Annotated in this window: 20 protein-coding genes; 11 read left to right on the top strand and 9 right to left on the bottom strand. The window is 68.4% G+C overall.

Translation table 11 applies throughout. The features are described from left to right. Positions 1–4 precede the first annotated feature (4 nt). The 3 genes from hemB to P4826_RS11410 all read left to right on the top strand — a co-directional run bounded on the left by hemB (position 5) and on the right by P4826_RS11410 (position 3,677). Complete coding sequence (hemB, locus tag P4826_RS11400) at positions 5–1,030, top strand: porphobilinogen synthase (protein WP_317700508.1); 1,026 nt, start codon at positions 5–7, stop codon at positions 1,028–1,030. A 22-nt stretch (positions 1,031–1,052) separates the two neighbouring features. Further along, positions 1,053–2,225 (top strand): magnesium transporter CorA family protein, encoded by a 1,173-nt coding sequence (locus P4826_RS11405; RefSeq protein ID WP_317700509.1) that lies wholly within the window; start codon positions 1,053–1,055, stop codon positions 2,223–2,225. Between the two features lie 102 nt (positions 2,226–2,327). Further along, positions 2,328–3,677: a ferredoxin reductase family protein gene (locus tag P4826_RS11410; protein ID WP_425605167.1), complete on the top strand. Its 1,350-nt coding sequence runs from the start codon at positions 2,328–2,330 to the stop codon at positions 3,675–3,677. A 35-nt stretch (positions 3,678–3,712) separates the two neighbouring features. Here P4826_RS11410 and P4826_RS11415 read toward each other — a convergent pair whose 3' ends face one another. The 5 genes from P4826_RS11415 to P4826_RS11435 all read right to left on the bottom strand — a co-directional run bounded on the left by P4826_RS11415 (position 3,713) and on the right by P4826_RS11435 (position 8,019). After that, positions 3,713–4,252 (bottom strand): hemerythrin domain-containing protein, encoded by a 540-nt coding sequence (locus P4826_RS11415; protein WP_317700510.1) that lies wholly within the window; start codon positions 4,250–4,252, stop codon positions 3,713–3,715. A gap of 15 nt (positions 4,253–4,267) precedes the next feature. Then, the gene (locus tag P4826_RS11420; protein WP_317700511.1) at positions 4,268–4,900 is read right to left on the bottom strand and encodes an ABC-type transport auxiliary lipoprotein family protein; all 633 of its coding nucleotides are present in this window, start codon (positions 4,898–4,900) and stop codon (positions 4,268–4,270) included. Positions 4,901–5,117: 217 nt separating this feature from the next. Then, a complete protein-coding gene (locus tag P4826_RS11425; protein ID WP_317700512.1) occupies positions 5,118–6,095 on the bottom strand; it encodes an MlaD family protein in 978 nt (325 codons plus the stop codon). Then, a complete protein-coding gene (locus P4826_RS11430) occupies positions 6,095–6,898 on the bottom strand; it encodes an ABC transporter ATP-binding protein (RefSeq protein ID WP_317700513.1) in 804 nt (267 codons plus the stop codon). The genes P4826_RS11425 and P4826_RS11430 overlap by 1 nt, the downstream gene beginning before the upstream one ends. A 2-nt stretch (positions 6,899–6,900) precedes the next feature. Further along, a complete protein-coding gene (locus P4826_RS11435; RefSeq protein ID WP_317700514.1) occupies positions 6,901–8,019 on the bottom strand; it encodes an MlaE family ABC transporter permease in 1,119 nt (372 codons plus the stop codon). A gap of 244 nt (positions 8,020–8,263) precedes the next feature. Between P4826_RS11435 and P4826_RS11440 the strand changes: the two genes are divergently transcribed. From P4826_RS11440 to P4826_RS11470, 7 genes are all read left to right on the top strand, one after another. Further along, positions 8,264–9,958 (top strand): GMC family oxidoreductase, encoded by a 1,695-nt coding sequence (locus tag P4826_RS11440; RefSeq protein WP_317700515.1) that lies wholly within the window; start codon positions 8,264–8,266, stop codon positions 9,956–9,958. 255 nt (positions 9,959–10,213) lie between these two features. Further along, on the top strand, positions 10,214–10,972 hold the full coding sequence (locus P4826_RS11445) for a sulfite exporter TauE/SafE family protein (protein ID WP_317700516.1): 759 nt from the start codon (positions 10,214–10,216) through the stop codon (positions 10,970–10,972). A gap of 14 nt (positions 10,973–10,986) precedes the next feature. Continuing rightward, positions 10,987–11,898, top strand: coding sequence for an arginase (gene rocF / locus P4826_RS11450; protein WP_317700517.1), 912 nt, complete (start codon positions 10,987–10,989; stop codon positions 11,896–11,898). 196 nt (positions 11,899–12,094) lie between these two features. Continuing rightward, positions 12,095–12,856 (top strand): ABC transporter substrate-binding protein, encoded by a 762-nt coding sequence (locus P4826_RS11455; RefSeq protein WP_317700518.1) that lies wholly within the window; start codon positions 12,095–12,097, stop codon positions 12,854–12,856. A 39-nt stretch (positions 12,857–12,895) separates the two neighbouring features. After that, complete coding sequence (locus tag P4826_RS11460) at positions 12,896–13,678, top strand: amino acid ABC transporter permease (RefSeq protein WP_317700519.1); 783 nt, start codon at positions 12,896–12,898, stop codon at positions 13,676–13,678. Further along, positions 13,675–14,412, top strand: a complete 738-nt coding sequence (locus tag P4826_RS11465; RefSeq protein WP_317700520.1) for an amino acid ABC transporter ATP-binding protein — start codon at positions 13,675–13,677, stop codon at positions 14,410–14,412. Before P4826_RS11460 ends, P4826_RS11465 begins: the two co-directional genes overlap by 4 nt. Positions 14,413–14,516: 104 nt before the next feature. Beyond that, the gene (locus P4826_RS11470; protein ID WP_317700521.1) at positions 14,517–15,407 is read left to right on the top strand and encodes a DMT family transporter; all 891 of its coding nucleotides are present in this window, start codon (positions 14,517–14,519) and stop codon (positions 15,405–15,407) included. Here P4826_RS11470 and mrdA read toward each other — a convergent pair whose 3' ends face one another. The 4 genes from mrdA to P4826_RS11490 are packed head-to-tail and all read right to left on the bottom strand — an operon-like array spanning position 15,408 to position 19,879. After that, positions 15,408–17,351 carry a penicillin-binding protein 2 gene (gene mrdA, locus P4826_RS11475; protein WP_317700522.1) on the bottom strand — a complete coding sequence of 648 codons (1,944 nt, stop codon included), beginning with the start codon at positions 17,349–17,351 and terminating at the stop codon, positions 15,408–15,410. It abuts the gene before it with no gap. Between the two features lie 19 nt (positions 17,352–17,370). Beyond that, on the bottom strand, positions 17,371–17,892 hold the full coding sequence (gene mreD, locus P4826_RS11480; RefSeq protein ID WP_317700523.1) for a rod shape-determining protein MreD: 522 nt from the start codon (positions 17,890–17,892) through the stop codon (positions 17,371–17,373). Then, a complete protein-coding gene (gene mreC, locus P4826_RS11485; protein ID WP_317700524.1) occupies positions 17,889–18,806 on the bottom strand; it encodes a rod shape-determining protein MreC in 918 nt (305 codons plus the stop codon). The genes mreD and mreC overlap by 4 nt, the downstream gene beginning before the upstream one ends. A gap of 29 nt (positions 18,807–18,835) precedes the next feature. Continuing rightward, entirely contained in the window at positions 18,836–19,879 is a 1,044-nt protein-coding gene (locus tag P4826_RS11490) for a rod shape-determining protein (protein WP_317700525.1), read from the bottom strand. 217 nt (positions 19,880–20,096) lie between these two features. Between P4826_RS11490 and gatC the strand changes: the two genes are divergently transcribed. After that, complete coding sequence (gene gatC / locus P4826_RS11495) at positions 20,097–20,396, top strand: Asp-tRNA(Asn)/Glu-tRNA(Gln) amidotransferase subunit GatC (RefSeq protein WP_317700526.1); 300 nt, start codon at positions 20,097–20,099, stop codon at positions 20,394–20,396. Positions 20,397–20,400: the final 4 nt, after the last annotated feature.

Below are 20,400 nucleotides of genomic sequence, written 5' to 3' on the forward strand. Positions count from 1 at the left end.
CACCATGCATCTGTCCAGCCCCACCCCCTTCCCCGCCAACCGCCCGCGCCGCCTGCGCCGCGACGCATTTACCCGCAACCTGGTGCGCGAGAACATGCTCACGCCGCACGACTTCATCTACCCGGTGTTCGTGCACGAGGGCCAGAACCAGCGCGTGGCCGTGCCCTCCATGCCCGGCGTGGAGCGCCTGAGCCTGGACCTGCTGCTCCCCGTGGCCGAGGAATGCGTGCGCCTGGGCATTCCCTACCTGGCGCTGTTCCCCTCCATCGACGGCGCACTGAAAACCCCCGACGGCCGCGAGGCGCTGAACCCCGAGGGCCTGATCCCACGCGTGGTGCGCGCCTTGAAGAAGGAGTTCCCGCAGCTCGGCGTGATGACCGACGTGGCGCTCGACCCCTACACCAGCCACGGCCAGGACGGCGTGCTGGACGACACCGGCTACATCCTGAATGACGAGACCGTGGAGATCCTCACCGGCCAGGCCCTCACCCACGCCCAGGCCGGCGTGGACATGGTGGCGCCCAGCGACATGATGGACGGGCGCATCGGCGCCATTCGCGAGGCGCTGGAGGCGCACGGCCTGATCCACACACGCATCATGGCGTACAGCGCCAAGTACGCCAGCGCCTTCTACGGGCCGTTCCGCGACGCCGTGGGCTCCAGCGCCAACCTGGGCGCGAGCAACAAGGACGTCTATCAGATGGACCCGGCCAACAGCGACGAGGCCCTGCGCGAGGTGGCGCTGGACATTGCCGAGGGCGCCGACATGGTCATGGTGAAACCCGGCATGCCCTACCTGGACGTGCTGCGCCGCGTGAAGGACGAGTTCAAGGTGCCCACCTTTGCCTACCAGGTGAGTGGCGAATACGCCATGCTGAAAGCCGCCGCAGCCAACGGCTGGCTGGACCACGACAAGGTGATGCTGGAGGCGCTCTTGGCCTTCAAGCGCGCGGGGGCCGACGGCATCCTGACCTACTTTGCGCTGGACGCCGCACGCCTGCTTAAAAAAATAATAGCTGCTCGCGCTTGATACAAAAGCGCTGGAGGCCGATTTGACTGAAAACACGCTACAGCCGATCCGCGTCTTCCATCTGCAGCCGGGCAGCGGCGCGCAAGAGCTGGCGGGCCTGCCCCAGGCGCCGCCGGCCCAGGGCTTTTACTGGATCGCCTGCACGCGCGCGGCCTTCAGCGCCGAGCTGCCGCGCCTGCAGGCCGCGCTGCAGACACTGGCCGGGCAGCAGCTGGTGGATCTGCATGTGTCCGACCTGCTCAACGCCCAGCTGCCATCGCATTACGACTACACCGCGCAATACGACCTGCTGGTGGTGCGCCGCCTGGCCCAGGCACAAGCCGCCGGCCCCGCGCCGCTGCGCACCAGCGCCCGTGGCGGCCCACCCGTGCTGCGGCGCATAGACACCAGCCCGGTGGGCTTTGCCGTGTTCGACCAGGTGCTGCTGTCGGTACACCCCGAGGACTGCGGCGTGCGCGACGCCTATGCCGCGCGCCTGGTCACACCCATGGCCGCCGCGGCCATCAGCGCCACCGCGGCCGAGGCCGTGGTGCACGAGCTGCGCAGCGGCCCCGTGGCCGGCACGCGCCTGCCGCCCAGCCCGGCCGACCTGATGCTGCGCGTGGTCAACCACATCGTCGACAACTACCTGGATCTGCGCCGCGAACTCTCGCGCCAGCTCGACCACTGGCAGGCCGAGCTGCTGCGCCCGCGCACGCGCTTTGGCAACTGGGGGGCGTTGCTGGATGCGCGCCTGAACCTGCACCAGCTGGACGAAATCTGCGAAGACCAGCGCACCGCCGTGCGCGCCTGGCTGGAAGCGCTGGACAGCTGGAGCGAGCCCGAGGGCAGCGCCGCTGCCCTGCGCGAACTGGATCTGCTCAAGGTGCGCAGCCGCGACGTGCTGGAACATATCGAGCGCGTGGTAACCCATGTGCGCCGCCTGGAGCACAGCACCGAGACCGCCGTGCAGATGCACTTCTCGGTGCAGAGCAACCGCACCAACGACATCATGCGCACGCTCACGGCGCTGACCGCCGTGTTCCTGCCGCTGAACCTGATCGCCGGCATCTTCGGTATGAACTTCGAGTTCCTGCCGCTCATCCACCAGCAGCACGGCTTCTGGTGGGCCATGGCGGCCATGGGGCTGATCTCTATCACCCTGGTGGCGCTGTTCTGGCGCAAGCGCTACCTGGCGCGCACAGGCCAGGGTTGATCCCCTGCCCCAGCCACGCGCCGTCGGTGCAAGCCACCCAGGCTTGACGCAGCGCAAGCCCCGGCGGCGGCTGGCTTCCAGAGAGCACCAAGGCATGCCACCATGGCCGGCATGAAACGCATCAAGACCAGTCTGTTCGGCCTGTTCGCGGGCATGACCGCGCTGTGGCTGGTGGCCGAGGCGCCTGCGCTGGCCGCGGCCAAGGGGGTATTTCAGTGGCGCCACCTGCTGGTGCAGTACACGGGCCTGCTGGCCATGGGGGCGATGTCCGTGGCCATGCTGCTGGCGGTGCGCCCGGCCTGGCTGGAGCCGCGCCTGCATGGGCTGGACAAGATGTACCGGCTGCACAAATGGCTGGGCGTGGCGGGCCTGGTGCTGGCCATCACGCATTGGCTGTGGGCCCAGGGGCCGAAGTGGCTGGTGCAGGCCGGGCTGCTCACCCGCCCGGGACGCGGGCCGCGCGCACCCGAGGCGCTGGAGATACTGCGCCTGCTGCGCAGCCTGCGCGGCCTGGCCGAAAACCTGGGCGAGAAGGCCTTCTACATCGCCGTGATCCTGATCGCACTGGCGCTGATCAAGCGCTTTCCGTACCGCCATTTCTTTCGCACCCACCGCTGGCTGGCGCTGGTGTATCTGGTGCTGGTGTTCCATAGCGTGGTGCTGCTGGACTTTGCCTACTGGCGCCAACCCGTGGGCTGGGCCATGGGTCTGCTGCTGGCGTCGGGCAGCGTGGCCGCCGGCATCAGCCTGCTGCGACGCATAGGCGCGCAGCGCAAGGCGCTGGGCGAGATCGTGCGGCTCGACTACCTCGACGCCGTGCAAGTGCATGCCGTCACCCTGCAGCTCAAGACCCCCTGGGCCGGCCATGAGGCCGGGCAGTTTGCCTTTGTCACCTTTGACGAGGCCGAGGGCGCGCACCCGTTCACCATGTCATCGGCCTGGACGGGCGACGGGCGGCTGCTGTTTCTCATCAAGGCGCTGGGCGACTACACGCGCACACTCGGGCATGCGCTGCGCGTGGGCGACACGGCGATCGTCGAGGGCCCGTACGGGCGCTTTCATTTCGAGGGCAGCGCGCAGCGCCAGATCTGGATCGGCGCGGGCATTGGCGTCACGCCCTTCGTGGCGCGCATGCAGGCGCTGGCGGCGCAGCCGGACGGCCGTTCGGTGGACTTCTTCCATGTCACGGCCGAGGTGGACGAGCGCGCCCTGGCCCTGCTGCGCGCCGACGCCCAGGCCGCGGGCGTGCGCCTGCACCTCGTCGTCTCGCGGCGCGGCGACACGGACAGCCTGTTCACCGGCGAGCGCCTGCGCGCCCAGGTGCCGGACTGGCTGCAGGCCGATGTCTGGTTCTGCGGCCCGGCGAACTTTGGCGATGCGCTGCAGCAAGACCTGGTGGCGCATGGGCTGGCGCCCGGGCATTTCCAGCGCGAGCTGTTCGAGATGCGTTGAATACTATTTAATTAATAGCTGCTAACGCTTATCCATCAAGCGTTACAGCCCATTTTTTTATCAGAACACCCCGCCACCTGACCGGCCACGGGCGCATCGCCCTCGCCCAGGCCGCTGGCGCCGCCCCAGCCCTGCAGGGGCTCATGCGGCAACGCCTCGGGGTGGGCGATATGGCCGGTGGCGGGGTCGTAGCCCACCTGGCGCAGGTGGTGGGCCAGGCCGGCGTCCATGGCGTCGATATGCTGCGGCAGCCATACGGCCAGCTCGGCGGCCATGAGGCGCAGCTCCACCAGGCGGCCCTTGCGCGCGCGCTCGGTGCCGTCACGCATGATGTTCAGCACCTGCTGGTGTTGCTGGCTGTGGCAGTTGCCGGCGGCAAAGCGCGTGGCCTGCATCCAGCGGTCTTCCTCGGCGAAATGCGCCTCGGTATGGGCCAGCAGCCGCTCCCAGGCGGCCATCAGCCGCGCGTCGTCGGCGCCCTGCACGGCCTGCAGCAGCGCCACGCATTCCTGGTGCGTGGCGTCCATCTGGGCCATCTCGACGCCCATGTCCTCGGACCATTGCAATGTCGTCATGCGGCTGTCCATGCTTCATCGCCCCTGCTGGCGCAGCCAGGCGGCCAGCTCGTCGGCCAGCTGGGCCGTCGCCTCGGCCAGGGCGCGCGCGCCGCCGGCGGCGTCGGCGCTGGGCGCCGGGCGCCGGGCCACGAACACCTGCTGCGCCACCAGCGTTTCGCCGGTCATGGCGGCATCGGCCAGCACGGCGCGCAGGCGCACCACGCCGGCGCTGTCCTGGGCGCTGCTGAAGACCTGGCTGAACTCCTCCAGCTGCACGCGCAGCACGCTGGGCAGGCGCCCCTGGCTGGGCTGCTGCACCGCCGCCTGGTTGGCCGAGAGCACGATGCGCTCGCGCCCCAGGCGCTCGCGCAGCGCCTGCTGCAAAAGCTGCGCGGGCGGCTGGCTCCAGCGCGCCTGGCTGTAGGGGAGCAGCTGCTGGGCGTTGGCGTAGGCCAGCCGGTACAGCAGGGCGCTGCTGCCCTCGGCCGCGGCTGCACCGCCCACGTCCAGCAACACCAGCGGCGGCGCATCCGGCGGGGCCGGCTGGGCCTGGGCGGCGCCGGGGCCAAAGTCGTAGACGGTGGCGCGCGGTGGCGGCTCGGGCAGGGCGGAGCAGCCCGCCAGCAGGGCGGCGAACAGCAGGCAAAACCCCCTGGCGATGTACATGTCGCCTATGCCCCTCACCCCTCCCTCTCCCCAGAGGGGCGAGGGCGACCGGTTGCGCCGGTATTGCTCCCTCTCCCTCTGGGAGAGGGCGGGGGTGAGGGCTAGCGGCCCAGTTTGAGGCATGTGATTTATCAGGCGAAAAACGCCTCCAACGCCCGACTTGTAAACGTCAACAGCTACTGTTTTAATAGTTTTCATGGCAATCCTTGGGGCGGTATCAGGGCTGGGCCGCGGGCGCCACAAAGCCCGGCTCGCCCGGCCCGGCGGCGCCGCGGCCCGGGCCGTAGATGAGCGACTGCGGGTTGTCGCCAATGCCGCTGACGGTGCGGCCCAGGCGGCGCGCGGCCTGGGCGGTCTCGTCGGCGGCGTTGTTCACGCGCGGCAGGGTCACGCGGCCAAAGCGGTCCACGGCCACGGCCAGCGAGCGGGCGCTGCTGCTGATCTCGGTCAGCGGCCCGCCGTCGGCCCGCAGGGCGCGCACGGCCTGGTTCACCTCGTCGGCCGCGCCGGCGGCGCTGGCACCGGCCTGGCGCAGCGCCTGCAGGGTCTGCTGCGCGTCCTGCGTCAGCGCGGGCATGCCGGCCAGGGCCGGATCCAGGCGCGTGCTGACGGTGTGATCCAGGCGCCGCACCAGCTGGTCTATGCTGGCGGCGGCGGCGCCCAGATGCTGCAGCGCCTGGCCAAAATGCTGCTGGTTGTCCTCGCCCAGCAAGGTCCCCAGGCGCGCCATCACGTCCTGCACCTGGCCCAGGATGGCCGGGCCCTGCTCGGCCAGCTGGCTCAGCGGCGAGCTCTGCAGCGGCAGGCGCGGCAGGCCGCTGGCGCCGGGCGCGGGCTGCGGCAGCGGCGCATCGGCGTCGTCCAGCTGGATATGGGCCAGGCCGGTCACGCCCTGGTAGCCCAGGGTGGCGAAGGTGGTGTCGGCTATGGGCGCGTCGGTGTTCACGGCGATGCGGATCAGCACATGGCCCACGGCCTGCGGGTCAAAGCCGATGGAGCGCACCTTGCCCACGGCCACGCCCTTGTAGCGCACGGCGGCCTGGGGCTGCAGGCCGCTGACGCTTTCCTTGCTGGAGAGCTCGTACACCCGGTAGTCGGTCTGGTCGCGCGTGAGCCACATGGCCAGACCCGCCAGCAGCGCGGCGACCGCTATCACGAAGATGCCCGCGGCCAGGGCATGTGCTTTGTTTTCCATCAGGCCTCCTGGGGCGCAGCGGCGGGGTCAGGCGGCTGCGCCATGGCGCGGCGCCCGCGTTCGCCGGCAAAGTAATGGTGAATGAAAGGATGGTCGAACTGCGCCACCTGCTGCGCCGTGCCGCTGGTGATGACATGCCGGTCGGCCAGCACGGCCACGCGCGTGGACAGGGCAAACAACGTGTCCAGGTCATGCGTGACCATGATCACCGTCAGGCCCAGCGCGGCGTGCAGCTCGCGCAGCAGTTCGCAGAATTCGTCCGAGCTGAACGGGTCCAGCCCCGCCGTGGGCTCGTCCAGCAGCAGCAGCGGCGGGTCCATGATCAGCGCGCGCGCCAGGGCCACGCGCTTGATCATGCCGCCCGAGAGGTCGGCCGGCATGCGCGTGGCGTGCTCGGCCTTCAGCCCCGCCAGGCGCAGCTTGACCATGGCCACGTCCTGCACCAGCGCGGGCGGCAGCGTGCCCAGCTCGCGCAGCGCAAAGGCAATGTTGTCCAGCACGTTGAAGGCCGAGTACAGCGCGCCATGCTGGAACAGCATGCCCACGCGGGCGCTGGCGCCCTCGCCTCCGAGCTCGGCGGCGGGCCGGCCCAGCACCGTGACGCTGCCGCGCGTGGGCCGCGTCAGGCCCAGGATATGGCGCAGCAGCACCGTCTTGCCGGTGCCGGAGCCGCCCACCAGCGCCAGGATTTCGCCGCGGCGCACGGTCAGCTGCAGTTGGTCATGCACGGTGAAGGCGCTGTCGCCCTGGCCGAAGACGGTGGCCAAGTCGCGGATCTCGATGATGGTGTCTGCATCCGCCATGATCAGAATCCCACGCTGCGGAAGGCCACGGCGAACACCGCGTCCACGATGATGACCATGGTGATGGCGCTGACCACCGAGGCCGTCGTGCCCTCGCCCAGGCTTTGCGTGTTGGGCTTGACGCGCAGCCCCCAGTGGCAGCCGATCAGGGCGATGAACACGCCGAACACCACCGACTTGGCCATGGCCAGCCAGAGGTTGGAGACTTGCACCGCCGCCGGTAGCACCTGCAGGAAATAGGCCGCCGAGATGCCCATGGTCAGATCCGCCGCCAGCATGCCGCCGGCCAGCGCCGCCAGCGTGGTCCACAGCGCGATCAGCGGCATGGCCAGGCCCAGCGCCAGCGCACGCGGCAGCACCAGGCGAAAGCCATGCGCTATGCCCATGACGCGCATGGCGTCGAGTTCCTCGGTCACGCGCATCACGCCGATCTGCGCGGTGATGGCCGAGCCCGAGCGCCCGGCCACCAAAATGGCGCCCAGCATAGGCCCGAGCTCGCGGATCAGCGAGATGCCCAGGATGTTGACGATGAAGGCCTCGGCGCCAAACTGGCGCAGCTGCAGGCTCATCAGATAGGCCAGCACCACGCCGATCAGAAAACCCACCAGCGCCGTGATCGGCAGGGCCCGCGCGCCCATCTGGTAGAGATGGCCCGAGATGTCGCGCCAGGGCGCGCGCAAGGGCTTCGCCGCCAGGCGCAGCATGTCCAGCAGCAGCTGGCCCACCAGCAACACCAGGCCCGTGAGGTGGTCCAGCGCGTGCAGCACCAGCTCGCCCAGGCGGTCGATCTGCGTGGACAGGCGCCAGGGGGCGGGGGCCGCGCAGGGTGTGGAGAACTGCGCCACGCGCTCCAGCATCTGGCGCTGGGTGTCGCTCAGTTCGATCTGCCCCGGCCAGGCGCGGCCCCAGTGGTTCCACAGGATTTGCGCGCCCACATGATCCAGCCGCGCCAAGTCGCGCAGGTTCCAGGCATGGCCGGGGCCGCAGGCCTTGAGCTCGCCGGCCACGCGCCGCCAGGCCTGGCGCTCGGCAAAGGCCGCCGCCACCCAGTCACCCTGCGGCAGGGCGCAGGGCGTGGCGGTGCTGTCTTGCACGATGGTCGGAGGGGACGGGACGGGCATGGTGGTGGTAACGGGGCCGCAGACGCGAACGGGATGCGGCGCATCATTTCACAGATTAACACGGGCCTGTGGCGGGCCATGAAAAAACATCAAAATCTGACCATGACGCCCATGGGCTGTTCGCCAAAAGCAATCAAAACCATAGCATGAAGGAGTTCCCCTCTCGACACTTCAGCGCCGATCCGCACAATCCGCCGCAGCACCGCGCCATCCCTGCGCGGCATTCTCTCCGACGACGGCCCCCATGAGCGACACCACTTTCGACTACATCATCATCGGCGGCGGCACGGCCGGCGCCCTGCTCGCCAACCGCCTGAGCGCCGACCCCCAGGCCCGCGTGCTGCTGGTGGAGGCCGGGCGCAAGGACGACTACCACTGGATCCACATTCCCGTGGGCTACCTGTACTGCATAGGCAACCCGCGCACCGACTGGCTCTACAACACCGAGCCCGACGCCGGCCTGAACGGCCGCAGCCTGCGCTACCCGCGCGGCAAGACGCTGGGCGGCTGCAGCAGCATCAACGGCATGATCTACATGCGCGGCCAGGCGCGCGACTACGACCAATGGGCCGACATCACCGGCGACGACGCCTGGCGCTGGAGCAACGTGCTGCCCGCCTTCAGGCGCCACGAGGACCATTGGCGCCTGGACGAGCCGGGCAGCGCCAGCGAGGCCTTCCAGCAGCTGCACGGCAACAAGCGCACCGGCAGCACGGGCGAATGGCGCGTGGACAAGCAGCGCCTGCGCTGGGACATCCTGGATGCATTTGCCCAGGCCGCGACCGAGGCCGGCATTCCTGCCACCGACGACTTCAACCGCGGCACCAATGAGGGCGTGGGCTACTTCGAGGTGAACCAGAAGGACGGCTGGCGCTGGAACACCGCCAAGGCCTTTCTGCGCCCGACCTGCTACGGCCGGCCCAACTTCGAACTCTGGACATCGGCCCAGGCCACGCGCGTGCTCACCGAAAAGCAGGCCGACGGCAGCCTGCGCTGCACCGGCGTGCAGGTGTGGACGGGCGAGGAGATGGTCACCGCCCACGCCCAGCAGGAGGTCATCCTGAGCGCCGGCGCCGTGAACTCGCCGCAGATCCTGCAGCTGTCGGGCATGGGCCCGGCGGCGCTGCTGCGCCAGCATGGCATTGATGTGCGGCTGGACCTGCCCGGCGTGGGCGCCAACCTGCAGGACCACCTGCAGATCCGCGCCGTGTACAAGGTGCAGAACGTGGCCACCCTGAACACCCTGGCCAATAGCCTGGTGGGCAAGGCAAAAATTGGCCTGGAGTACCTGCTCAAGCGTAGCGGGCCGATGAGCATGGCGCCGTCGCAGCTGGGCGCCTTCACGCGCAGCCGGCCTGATCTGCCCTGGCCCAACATCGAATACCACGTACAGCCGTTGTCGCTGGAGGCCTTCGGCGAGCCGTTGCACGACTTCCCGGCCTTCACCGCCAGCGTCTGCAACCTGAACCCGACCAGCCGCGGCAGCGTGACCATCAAGAACGCCGACTTTCGCAGCGCGCCGGCGATCGCGCCCAACTACCTGTCCACCCCCGAGGATCGCCAGGTGGCGGCCGACAGCCTGCGCATCACGCGCCACATCGTCGCCCAGCCGGCGCTGGCGCGCTACCGCCCCGAGGAATACAAGCCCGGCCCGCAGTACCAGAGCGACGAGGAACTGGCGCGCCTGGCCGGCGACATCGCCACCACCATCTTCCACCCCGTGGGCACCACGCGCATGGGCCGCATCGACGACCCGCTGGCCGTGCTCGACGCACGGATGCGCGTGCGCGACGGCCGCGGCGGCGTGGTCGCCGGCCTGCGCGTGGTGGACGCGGGCGCCATGCCCAGCATCACCAGCGGCAACACCAACGCACCCACGCTGATGATGGCCGAGATGGCGGCGCAGTGGATCATCGAGGCCTCGCGCGCCAAGAGGTGACCCCGCTGCAGCCACGATGGCAGCTTGCGGGAAATCACCAATGTCTCTTGCGCGACTGCTGCCGTACAGTCTTGCCACTCGACGCGTGCCTCGGCTCGCCGCACGAGGGGACCGAGGAGACAAACCCCGAAATCAACAACACGCACATCATTGAGGCATCCACCATGAGATGCCATTTCTCAAGGCACCTGCAACCCAGGTGCCTTTTTTATTGCCCGGCGCGGCAGCCTCTGCGCACGTAGGACAATCGCCGCCATGGAATGGATCATCGTCTCGCTGGCCTCGCTGCTGGCCGGTTTTGTAGATGCGATCGTGGGCGGCGGCGGCCTGATCCTGCTGCCCGCACTGTTTGCCACCTTTGCCAGCGCCCCGCCCGCCACGCTGCTGGGCACCAACAAGGCGGCGGCCTTCTGGGGCACCTCCATGGCCACCTGGCAGTACAGCAAACGGGTGCAAATCCCGTGGCGCGCCATGGTGCCGGGCGTCGCCGCGGGGTTTGTCGGTTCATTCATCGGCGCCTGGGCCGTGACCCAGATGTCGCCCGACTTCCTGCGCAAGCTGCTGCCCCTGGTGATGGTGGCGGTGCTGGCCTACACCCTGGCCAAGAAGGACCTGGGCCTGCAGCATGCGCCGCGCTTCAGAGGCCGCACCGAGCGCCTTATCGTCGGCACCATCGGCCTGGTGATCGGTCTGTATGACGGTTTCTTCGGCCCCGGCACCGGCAGTTTTTTCGTGTTCGCCTTTGTGCGCCTGCTGGGCTATGACTTCTTGAACGCCTCGGTCTCGGCCAAGCTGCTGAACCTGGCCACCAATGTCTCGGCCTTCATTCTGTTTGCCGCGAAGGGCCATATCTGGTGGCATTTCATGGTGCCGCTGGCCGTGGCCAACGTACTCGGCAGCATGCTTGGCACCTACATGGCCCTGCGCCACGGCACGGGCTTTGTGCGCGCCATCTTCATCCTGGTGGTGGGGGCGCTGATATTGAAGACCGGCTACGACGCCTTTCTGCGCTGAAGGAGAAATCACCCATGACCGAGCTGACCCTGATAGGCGCACCCACCGACGTCGGCGCCAGCGTGCTGGGCGCCAGCATGGGGCCCGATGCGCTGCGCATCGCCGGCATAGCGCGCGCCCTGCAGGGCCTGGGCCTTGCGGTGCAGGACCTGGGCAATTTGAGCGGACCGGGTAACCCACAGGCGGCGCCGCAAGGTGGGTTTCGCCATCTCGTCGAGGTCACCCGCTGGAACGAGGCGGTGTTCGCCGCCACGCTGTCCGCGCTGCAGGCCGGGCGGCTGCCGCTGCTGATGGGGGGCGACCACTGCCTGGCGATCGGCTCCATCAGCGCCGTGGCGCGCCACTGCAGCGCGCGGGGCAGGCGGCTGAAGGTGCTGTGGTTTGACGCCCATGCCGACGCGAACACGCCGGCGTCCTCACCCAGCGGCAACCTGCACGGCATGCCGGTGGCCTGCCTGCTCGGCCATGGGCCGGCGCAGCTGACGCAGCTGGCCGGCGCCGCAGCGGCCCTGCAGGCGCAGCAGATCACGCTGGTTGGCGTGCGCAGCGTGGACGCGACGGAGAAAAGCTTCGTCAACACCCTGGGCATAGAGGTCTACGACATGCGCAGCATCGACGAGCTGGGCATGCGCGCGGTGATGCAGGCGGCGCTGGCCGACGTGGACGAGAACACCCACCTGCACCTGAGCTTCGACATGGACGGCCTGGACCCCACCATCGCCCCCGGCGTGGGCACGCCGGTGCGCGGCGGCCCCACCTACCGCGAGACACAGCTGTTCATGGAGATGCTGGCCGACAGCGGCGCCTTAGGCTCGGTGGACATCATGGAGCTGAACCCGGCGCTGGATCTGCGCAACCAGACCGCCGAGCTGGCGGTAGACCTACTCGAGAGCCTGTTCGGCAAGTCCACGCTGATGCGCGCCTGAACCAGCCGGGCATCGGCCGCAACAGGGGTTTGTTGCAATGTATGCATGGCCTTATGCATACCTATAATGCAGCCGCCTCGCCAGGCCCCGACCCGGGTCGCCAGCGTGGCCAACGACTTCCGGCTTGTGGATCACCAGCCGGATTTTTTGTACCTGAGAGCGTGGTCACGCTCCCATACCACGCAGGAACCGCTTCATGAAGATGCTCAAGACCCTGGCCGCCGCCCTGGCCGTTTGCGCCGCCGTCACCGTGCAGGCCCGCCCCCTGGAAGACATCCAGAAGAGCGGCACCATCATCCTCGCATCCGAAGGCCAGTACGCGCCCTTCAACTTCTTCCAGGGCAAGCAGCTGACCGGCTACGAGATCGAGGTCGGCGAGGCCGTGGCCAAGAAGATGGGCCTGAAGTTCGAGTGGAAGACGGTGGGCTTTGACGCCCTGCTGACCGGCCTGGCGCAAGACCGCTGGGATCTGGTCATCGCCAGCCACGCCATCACCGAAGAGCGAGCCAAGGCCGTGACCTTCACGGCCCCGCATTACTGCTCGGGCGGCCAGATCGTCAGCATGACGCCGGCCATCGCCAAGGCCGCCGACCTGGCCGGCAAGACCGTCGCCGTGCAGACCGGCACGACCTACCTGGACGCCGTGAAGAAGGTGCCCGGCGTCAAGGAGGTGAAGAACTTCCCGACCGATGACGCCGCCCGCAACGCCCTGGGCAGCAAGCGCGTGGACGCCTGGGTGACCGACCGTTTCGTCGCCAAGGAGATGATCTCCAAGCTGCCCAAGGCCGGCTTCAAGATCGGCGACATGCTGTTCATCGAGCAGGTCGCCTCCGCCGTCACCAAGGGCAACCAGGGCCTGGCCGACGCCTGGAACAAGGCGCTCAAGGAGCTGATCGCCGACGGCACCGTGGGCAAGATCAGCCAGAAGTACTTCCAAGAAGACGTCACCTGCAAATAACCCGCAGCGCCGGGCCTGCGCGCCCGGCCCGCCTTGCCCATGCTTCTCGCTCTCTGGCCCGACCACTGGAGCCGCTCCCAGCGCAGCAATGCGACGCTGGTGGCGGCTTTGGTTTTGATGGCGCTGGTACTGTCCCTGCTGGGCCAGCTGCTGTCGTTCTTTCCTGAACCCATAGGCTCCAACGCCGCGCTGTTTGCCGATGGCGCGCTGACCACGCTGTACCTGACCCTGGTCAGCGGCGCCGCCGGCCTGGTGCTGGGCACGGGCGCGGCGCTGGCGCGCACCTCGCGCCTGGCCTGGCTGCGCTATGTGGCCAGCTTCTACATCTGGGCCATACGCGGCACGCCGCTGTTGGTGCAGATTCTGTTCGTCTACTTTGCCCTGCCGGTGCTGGTGCCGGGGCTGAACCTGCCCGACTTTGCCGCCGCCGTGGTGGCGCTGGGCCTGAACGTCGGCGCCTACAACGCCGAGGCCATTCGCGCCGGCCTGCTGGCCGTGCCACGCGGCCAGACCGAGGCGGCGCGCGCGCTGGGCCTGGGCCACGGCCATGTGTTCCTCGACGTGGTGTTCCCGCAGGCCTTCAAGATCGCCCTGCCACCGCTGGTAAGCAACTTTGTCGCGCTGCTCAAGGACTCGTCGCTGGCCTACGCCATCGGCGTGGTCGAGCTGACCAACGTCGGCAACCGCATCCAGTCGGCCACCTTCCAGCCGGTGGCCACGCTGACCACGGTGGCCATCACCTATCTGATCCTGACCACGCTGGTGACGCAGGTGACGCACGCGGTCGAGTACCGCTTCGACGTCGAGGGGCGCGCCAAATGAGCAAGGCCTATATCGTCTGCCGCGACGTGCGCAAGCGCTTTGGCGAGCACGAGGTGCTCAAGGGCGTCTCGACCGAGTTCCAGACCGGCCAGGTCACCGTCATCATCGGCGCCTCGGGCTCGGGCAAGAGCACGCTCTTGCGCGCCATCATCCGGCTGGAGCCGCACGACAGCGGCAGCATCACCATCGACGGTGTCGAGGTCAGCGACGACCAGCGCACGCTGCAAAAGCAGCGCAGCGAGGTCGGCATGGTGTTCCAGCAGTTCAACCTGTTTGGCCACATGAGCGTGCTCGACAACGTGACGCTGGCGCCAAGGCGCATCCGCCGCACGCCGCGCACCGCCGCCAACGAGCAGGCCATGGTGCTGCTCAAGCGTGTGGGCATGCAGGACCATGCGCACAAATACCCCTGGCAGCTATCGGGCGGGCAGCAGCAGCGCGTGGCGATTGCGCGCGCGCTGGCCATGCAGCCCAAAGTGATGCTGTTTGACGAGCCGACCAGCGCCCTCGACCCCGAGATGGTGCAGGAGGTGCTGGACGTGATGCGCGAGCTGGCGCGCGGCGGCATGACCATGATCGTGGTCACGCACGAGATGGGCTTTGCGCGCGAGGTGGCCGACCGCGTGATGTTCTTCGACCAGGGCTGCATCGCGCACGATGCGCCGCCGGCCGAGTTTTTCGCCAATCCGGCCAACGAGCGCATCCGCGCCTTCATTGGCCGCGTAGGCGGCTGAAAAAACATAGCTGCTTGCGCTTGATGTGCGGGCAATGTGGCACGAATCGTTGCCATAGCCCTTGCCAATAAAGCGCAAACAGCTTCTTTTTTGATAGTAAGCGTATGCGTTCCGAACGCCAGGGGCTGATGGCCCTGCTCATCGTGGTGGCCGTCTGGGGCACCACCTTCCCGACCATGAAGCTGCTGTCGGCGCAGCTGGACGCGTTGCAGATCATCTGGGCGCGCTTTGCCATCGCCTTGCTGGTGCTGCTGCCCATGTGGCGCGGCATGCGCCGCACCGAGCTGCACTGGGGCCTGCTGCTGGGCGCGCTGCTGTTCATCGCCTTCTGGCTGCAGACCGAGGGGCTGGCGCGCACCAGCAGCAACCGCAACGCCTTCGTCACCGGGCTCAACGTGCTGGTGGTGCCGCTCTTGGCCATGCTGGCGCTGGGCCGGCGCTATGGGCTGGCGCTGTGGGCCGCGTGCGCCATGGCGCTGGTCGGCATGACGCTGATGTTCCACGAGGACGCACCCTGGAACCTGGGCGACACACTGACGCTGGCCAGCACGCTGTTCTACGCCGTCTACATCCTGGGCCTGGAAGAATGCGCGCGCCGCACCGCCAGCGCTCCGCTGCGCGCCACGCGCATGGCCGCCAGCCAGGCGCTGGTGATGTGCGTGGCGTCGGGCGCCCTGATGCTGGCACGCCATGGCGAGTTTGCCGGCACCTGGGACGCCATCGCCACGCTGCCCGGCCCGGCGCTGACGGCGCTGGCCTATCTGGGCGTAATTGCCAGCGTGCTCGTCGTCACGCTGCAGGCCTGGGGCCAGCAGCGCGTGGACGCCATGCGCAGCGCCATCGTCTTTGGCCTGGAGCCGGTGTTTGCCGCCGCCACCGCCTGGTTCTTGATCGGCGAGCGCCTGGGCGCGGTGGGCCTGCTGGGCGCGGCGCTGATCGTCGCCGCGCTCATCGTCAGCCAGCTGCAGCCGCCGCGCGCGGCCACGCTGGCCTGATCAGGGCTCGGGCGTCAGCGGTACATCGTCTGCGCGCCGCGGCACGCCGATGGGCGCAGCGGCCTGGCCCTTGGACACGGCGGCCAGATCCTGCTCGCTGGGGTACTGGCCCAGCAGCCAGTAGTCGAACACGCGCCGCACGATGGGGGCGGCTGCGGCGGCGCCAAAGCCGGCGTTTTCCACGATCACGGCCACCGCCACCTTGGGGTCTTCCACGGGCGCGAAGGCGGCAAACAGCGAATGGTCGCGCTTGTGCTCCTCCAGCAGCCGGGCGTTGTACTTGGTGTTCTGGCCCCAGGCCACGGCCTGGGCCGTGCCGGTCTTGCCGGCCGAGGTATAGGGCGCACCCAGGAACACGCGCCGCCCCGTGCCGGCCTGGTTCACGGCCATCAGGGCGTTGTTGATGATGGCCACGTTCTTCGGGTTGTAGCCCAGGTTCTCGCCGGGCGGCTGCTGCACCTCGGTCACCTGGCCAGTGACCTGGTCCTTGACGGCCTTGATGAGATGCGGGCGGTGGCGCGTGCCGCCGTTGGCCAGGGTCGCCTCGGCCACGGCCAGCTGCAGCATGGTGAAGTTGTTGTAGCCCTGGCCAATACCCAGCGACACGGTCTCGCCCGAGTACCAGCGCTTCATCTCGGGGCGCTTGTAGGTGTTGCGCTTCCACTCCATGCTGGGCAGCACGCCGCGCACCTCGCCCCCTAAGTCGATGCCGGTGATCTGGCCGAAGGAGAGCGGCTTCATGAAGTCATGGATGGCGTCCACGCCCATCTCCACGCCCAGCGAGTAGAAGTAGGTGTTGCTCGAATACTGGATGGCGCGGTGCATGTCCACGCCGCCCAGGCCGCCTTCATGGCTTCGGAAGGTGCGCCCGCCGTAGTTGTAGAAGCCCGGGTCGCTGATGACCTGGGTGGCCGAGCGTTTTTTCAGCTCCAGCGCCGCCAGCGCCATGAAGGGCTTGTAGGTCGAGCCCGGCGGGTAGGTGCCGCGCAGCGCGCGGTTGAGCAGCGGCTTGTTGATGGACTCGTTCAGCGCCTGCCAGTTTTCCTGGTCTATGCCCTCGACGAACAGGTTCGGGTCGAAGGTGGGCTTGGAGACCAGGGCCAGCACCTCGCCATTGCGCGGATCCAGCGCCACCAGCGCGCCGCGGCGCTCGCCAAACATCTCCTCGATGAGCTTTTGCAGCTTGATGTCCAGCGACAGCATCACCGTGTTGCCGGGCGTCGCCGGGTGGCTATTGAGGCGCCGCACGGCGTGGCCGCCGGCCGAGGTCTCCATGCGCTCGAAACCGGTCTGACCGTGCAGCGTCGGCTCGAAGCTCTGCTCCACGCCCAGCTTGCCGATGTAGTCCGTGCCGCGGTAGTTGGCGGCGTCGTCCGAGTCCTCGATGCGCTCCTTCTCGCGCTGGTTGATGCGGCCGATATAGCCGATGGCGTGGCTCGCCACCTCGCCCATGGGGTAGGTGCGAAACAGCCGGGCCTTGATCTCCACGCCGGGAAAGCGGTAGCGCTGCGCGGCAAAGCGCGCCACCTCCTCGTCGGACAGGCGCGTGCGTATCGGCAGCGAGTCGAAGCTGCGCGACTCTTCGCGCAGGCGCTTGAAGCGGCGCCGGTCGCGCTGTTGTATGTCCACGATCTGCGCCAGCTGGTCTATGGTGCCCTCCAGGTCGATCGCGCGCGAGGGCGTGATCTCCAGCGTGTAGGCCGAATAGTTGGTGGCCAGCACCACGCCATTGCGATCCATGATCAGGCCGCGGTTGGGCACGATGGGGACGATGGCCGTGCGGTTGCTCTCGGCCTGCTCGGCCAGGTCGTCGTGGCGCTCGACCTGCAGCACCAGCAGGCGCGCCACGATCAGCAGGAAGGCCAGCAGCACCACCACGCCAAGCACGAACACGCGCAGGCGAAACCGTCTGGCGTCGGCCTCCACATTGCGCAGCTCGGTCATGGCTCGTGCTCCAACCCGGTTACAGAGGACGATTGTCGTCCTGATCCGGCGGACGGCGCTGCGGCGCCAGCAGAACCCAGCTGGCCAGCGGCCAGATCACGGCCTCCAGCAGCGGCGCTGCCAGGCCCTCCAGCCCGGGCAGGGTGCCGCCGCCGGCGACCACGCGCAGCGCCAGCTCCACGGCATGGCCAGCAAAGAACAGCGGCAGCAGCTGCAGCGCCTGCCACAGCGGCCCGAACCACAGCAGACGCCGGTGCGCCAGCTGCGCGCCGAACATCACGCCGCAGTACACCAGCGCATGCTGACCCAGCAGGGCCGACTGGGCGACATCGATGCACAGGCCCATGGCAAAGGCCACACCCAGACCGACGCGCTGCGGCTGGTGTATGCCCCAGAACACCAGCAGCACCATGACCCAGTCCGGCGTCCAGACTACCCGGCCCAGCGGCAGCAGGTTCAGCGCCAGCGCCAGCACCAGGCTGGCGACGATGAAGACGGGATTCACCGGCAGCAGCAGCTGCTGGCCCTTGGGCATGATCATTTGTGCCCTCCGCGCTTTTGCGTCGCCGGCTCGGGCGCGGGGCGGGGCGGCAGGTCGTTCGCCAGCGGCTCGAGCAGCATCACATGGCGCGCGCCGTACACCTGGGCCAGGGGCGCGCAGTAGATGCGCGCAAAGGTGGAGTCGGCGCGGCGCTCCACCCGCACCACGCGCGCCACGGGCAGGCCCGGCGGGTACAGGCCATCGACACCGCTGGTGGTGAGCAGGTCGCCCTCCTGCACGTCGGCGTTGCCGGGCGTGAAGCGCAGCTCCATGCCACCGCCCAGCCCGGCTACCGGGTCGCCATAGGCCACGCTGCGCGCGCCGGTGCGCACGTTGAGCACGGGAATGGCCTGGTCGCGATCTATCAGCAAGGTGACCTCGCTGAGCATGGGATAGACGCGCGTCACCTGCCCCAGCACGCCGGAGGCATCGACCACGGGCGCGCCGGCCTGCACGCCCGCAAGCTGGCCGCGATCGACCATGACGCGCCGGGTGTACGGATCGGCCGTGTCATAAATCACCTGGGCGGCCTGGGCCGGCGTGTCCAGGCGCGCACGCAGCGCCAGCAGCTGGCGCAGCTCGGCGTTCTCGCGCAGCAGCTGGTCGGTCTCGCCGGCGCGCACCGACATCTGCGCCATCTGCTTTTGCGCCGCGTCCGCCGCCTGCTGCGCGGCCTGCAGCGACTGCAGGTAGCCCAGGCCCTTGTCGGCCAGCTCCACGGGTTGCAGCATCAGCCATTGCAGCGGATACAGCGCCGTGGCCACCACCTTGCGCAGCGGTTCGGTGATGCGAAAACGCGCATCGGCCACCATCAAAAACAGCGCCAGGGCGCTGTAGAGGGCCAGGCGCGACAGCGGCGAAGGCCCATGCTTGAACAGCGTGGGCGCCGAGCGGTCCAGGGTTCCCAGGGGCATGCGAACAGCGCGCCAGCGGCGGCGTGGACTTATTCGCTGGTGAAGATGCTGCCCTGGCGATCCATGCGCTCGAGCGCAATGCCGCAGCCACGCACCACGCAGGTCAGGGGCTCTTCGGCCACCAGCACGGGCAGGCCGGTTTCCTCGGCCAGCAGGCGGTCGAGGTCGCGCAAGAGCGCGCCGCCGCCGGTGAGCATCATGCCGCGCTCGGCGATGTCGGCGCCGAGCTCGGGCGGCGTCTGCTCCAGCGCCGTCTTGACGGCAGAGACGATCTGGTTCAGCGGCTCGGTCAGCGCCTCCAGCACTTCGTTGCTGGAGATGGTGAAGCTGCGCGGCACGCCTTCGGACAGGTTGCGGCCCTTGACCTCCATCTCCTTGACCTCGGAGCCGGGAAAGGCCGAGCCAATATGCTTCTTGATGGACTCGGCCGTGGGCTCGCCGATCAGCATGCCGTAGTTGCGGCGGATGTAGTTGATGATGGATTCGTCGAACTTGTCGCCGCCCACGCGCACGCTGCCCTTGTAGACCATGCCGCCCAGACTGATCACGCCCACCTCGGTGGTGCCGCCGCCGATGTCCACGACCATCGAGCCCGAGGCCTCGGACACCGGCAGGCCAGCGCCAATGCCGGCGGCCATGGGCTCCTCGATCAGGTACACCGCCGTGGCGCCGGCGGCCTCGGCCGCGTCCTTGATGGCGCGGCGCTCGACCTGGGTCGAGCCGCAGGGCACGCAGATGATGATGCGCGGGCTGGGCGTGAGCACCGAGCGCGGATGCACCATCTTGATGAACTGCTTGATCATCTGCTCGGTGATGACGAAATCGGCGATCACGCCGTCCTTCATCGGGCGGATGGCCTCGATGTTGCCGGGCACCTTGCCCAGCATGGCCTTGGCCTCACGGCCCACGGCCTGGATCACCTTCTTGCCATGCGGCCCGCCCTCGTGACGGATGGCGACGACCGATGGCTCGTCCAGTACGATGCCCTTGTCGCGGGCAAAAATCAGGGTGTTGGCGGTACCAAGGTCAATGGCCAGGTCGGTGGAGAAATACCGACGGAAAGCTCCGAACATGCAGGAATCCTCATCAGGCACGGCATGCACTTCGGCCTGCCATCGCCGGGTTTTACAGGGTATTTGTGGGTATTTTTCGCGCAATGGCCGGCAATGTGCTGGCATTGCGGCAAAGGCGGGATAATAACGCATCCCCTGTGAATAACTCTCCCAGGAGCGTGACTCGGATGTTTGTTTACATACCGTTGCCCACGCCCCGCCGTCCTTTTTTCCCCTTATGGCACTGACACCCCAGGACATAGGCCGCATCGCCCATCTGGCCCGGCTCGAGCTCGCCCCCCAGGAAAGCGAGCGCATGCTCACGCAGCTCAACGACTTTTTCAGCATCGTCGAGGCAATGCAGGCGGTGGACACCAGCGGCGTCACCCCCCTGCCCCACCCTGCGGCAGTGATCCAGGACGTGCACCTGCGCCTGGCGGCCGACGTGGCCAGCGAGCCCAATCAGCGCGAGGCCAACCAGCGCAGCGCCCCGGCCGTCGAGCGCGGGCTGTTCCTGGTGCCCAGGGTCATCGAGTGAGGGC

Origin of the sequence: Diaphorobacter limosus, from assembly GCF_033100095.1 — a bacterium.
In the GTDB taxonomy this organism is placed as follows: Bacteria; Pseudomonadota; Gammaproteobacteria; order Burkholderiales; family Burkholderiaceae_C; genus Alicycliphilus; species Alicycliphilus limosus.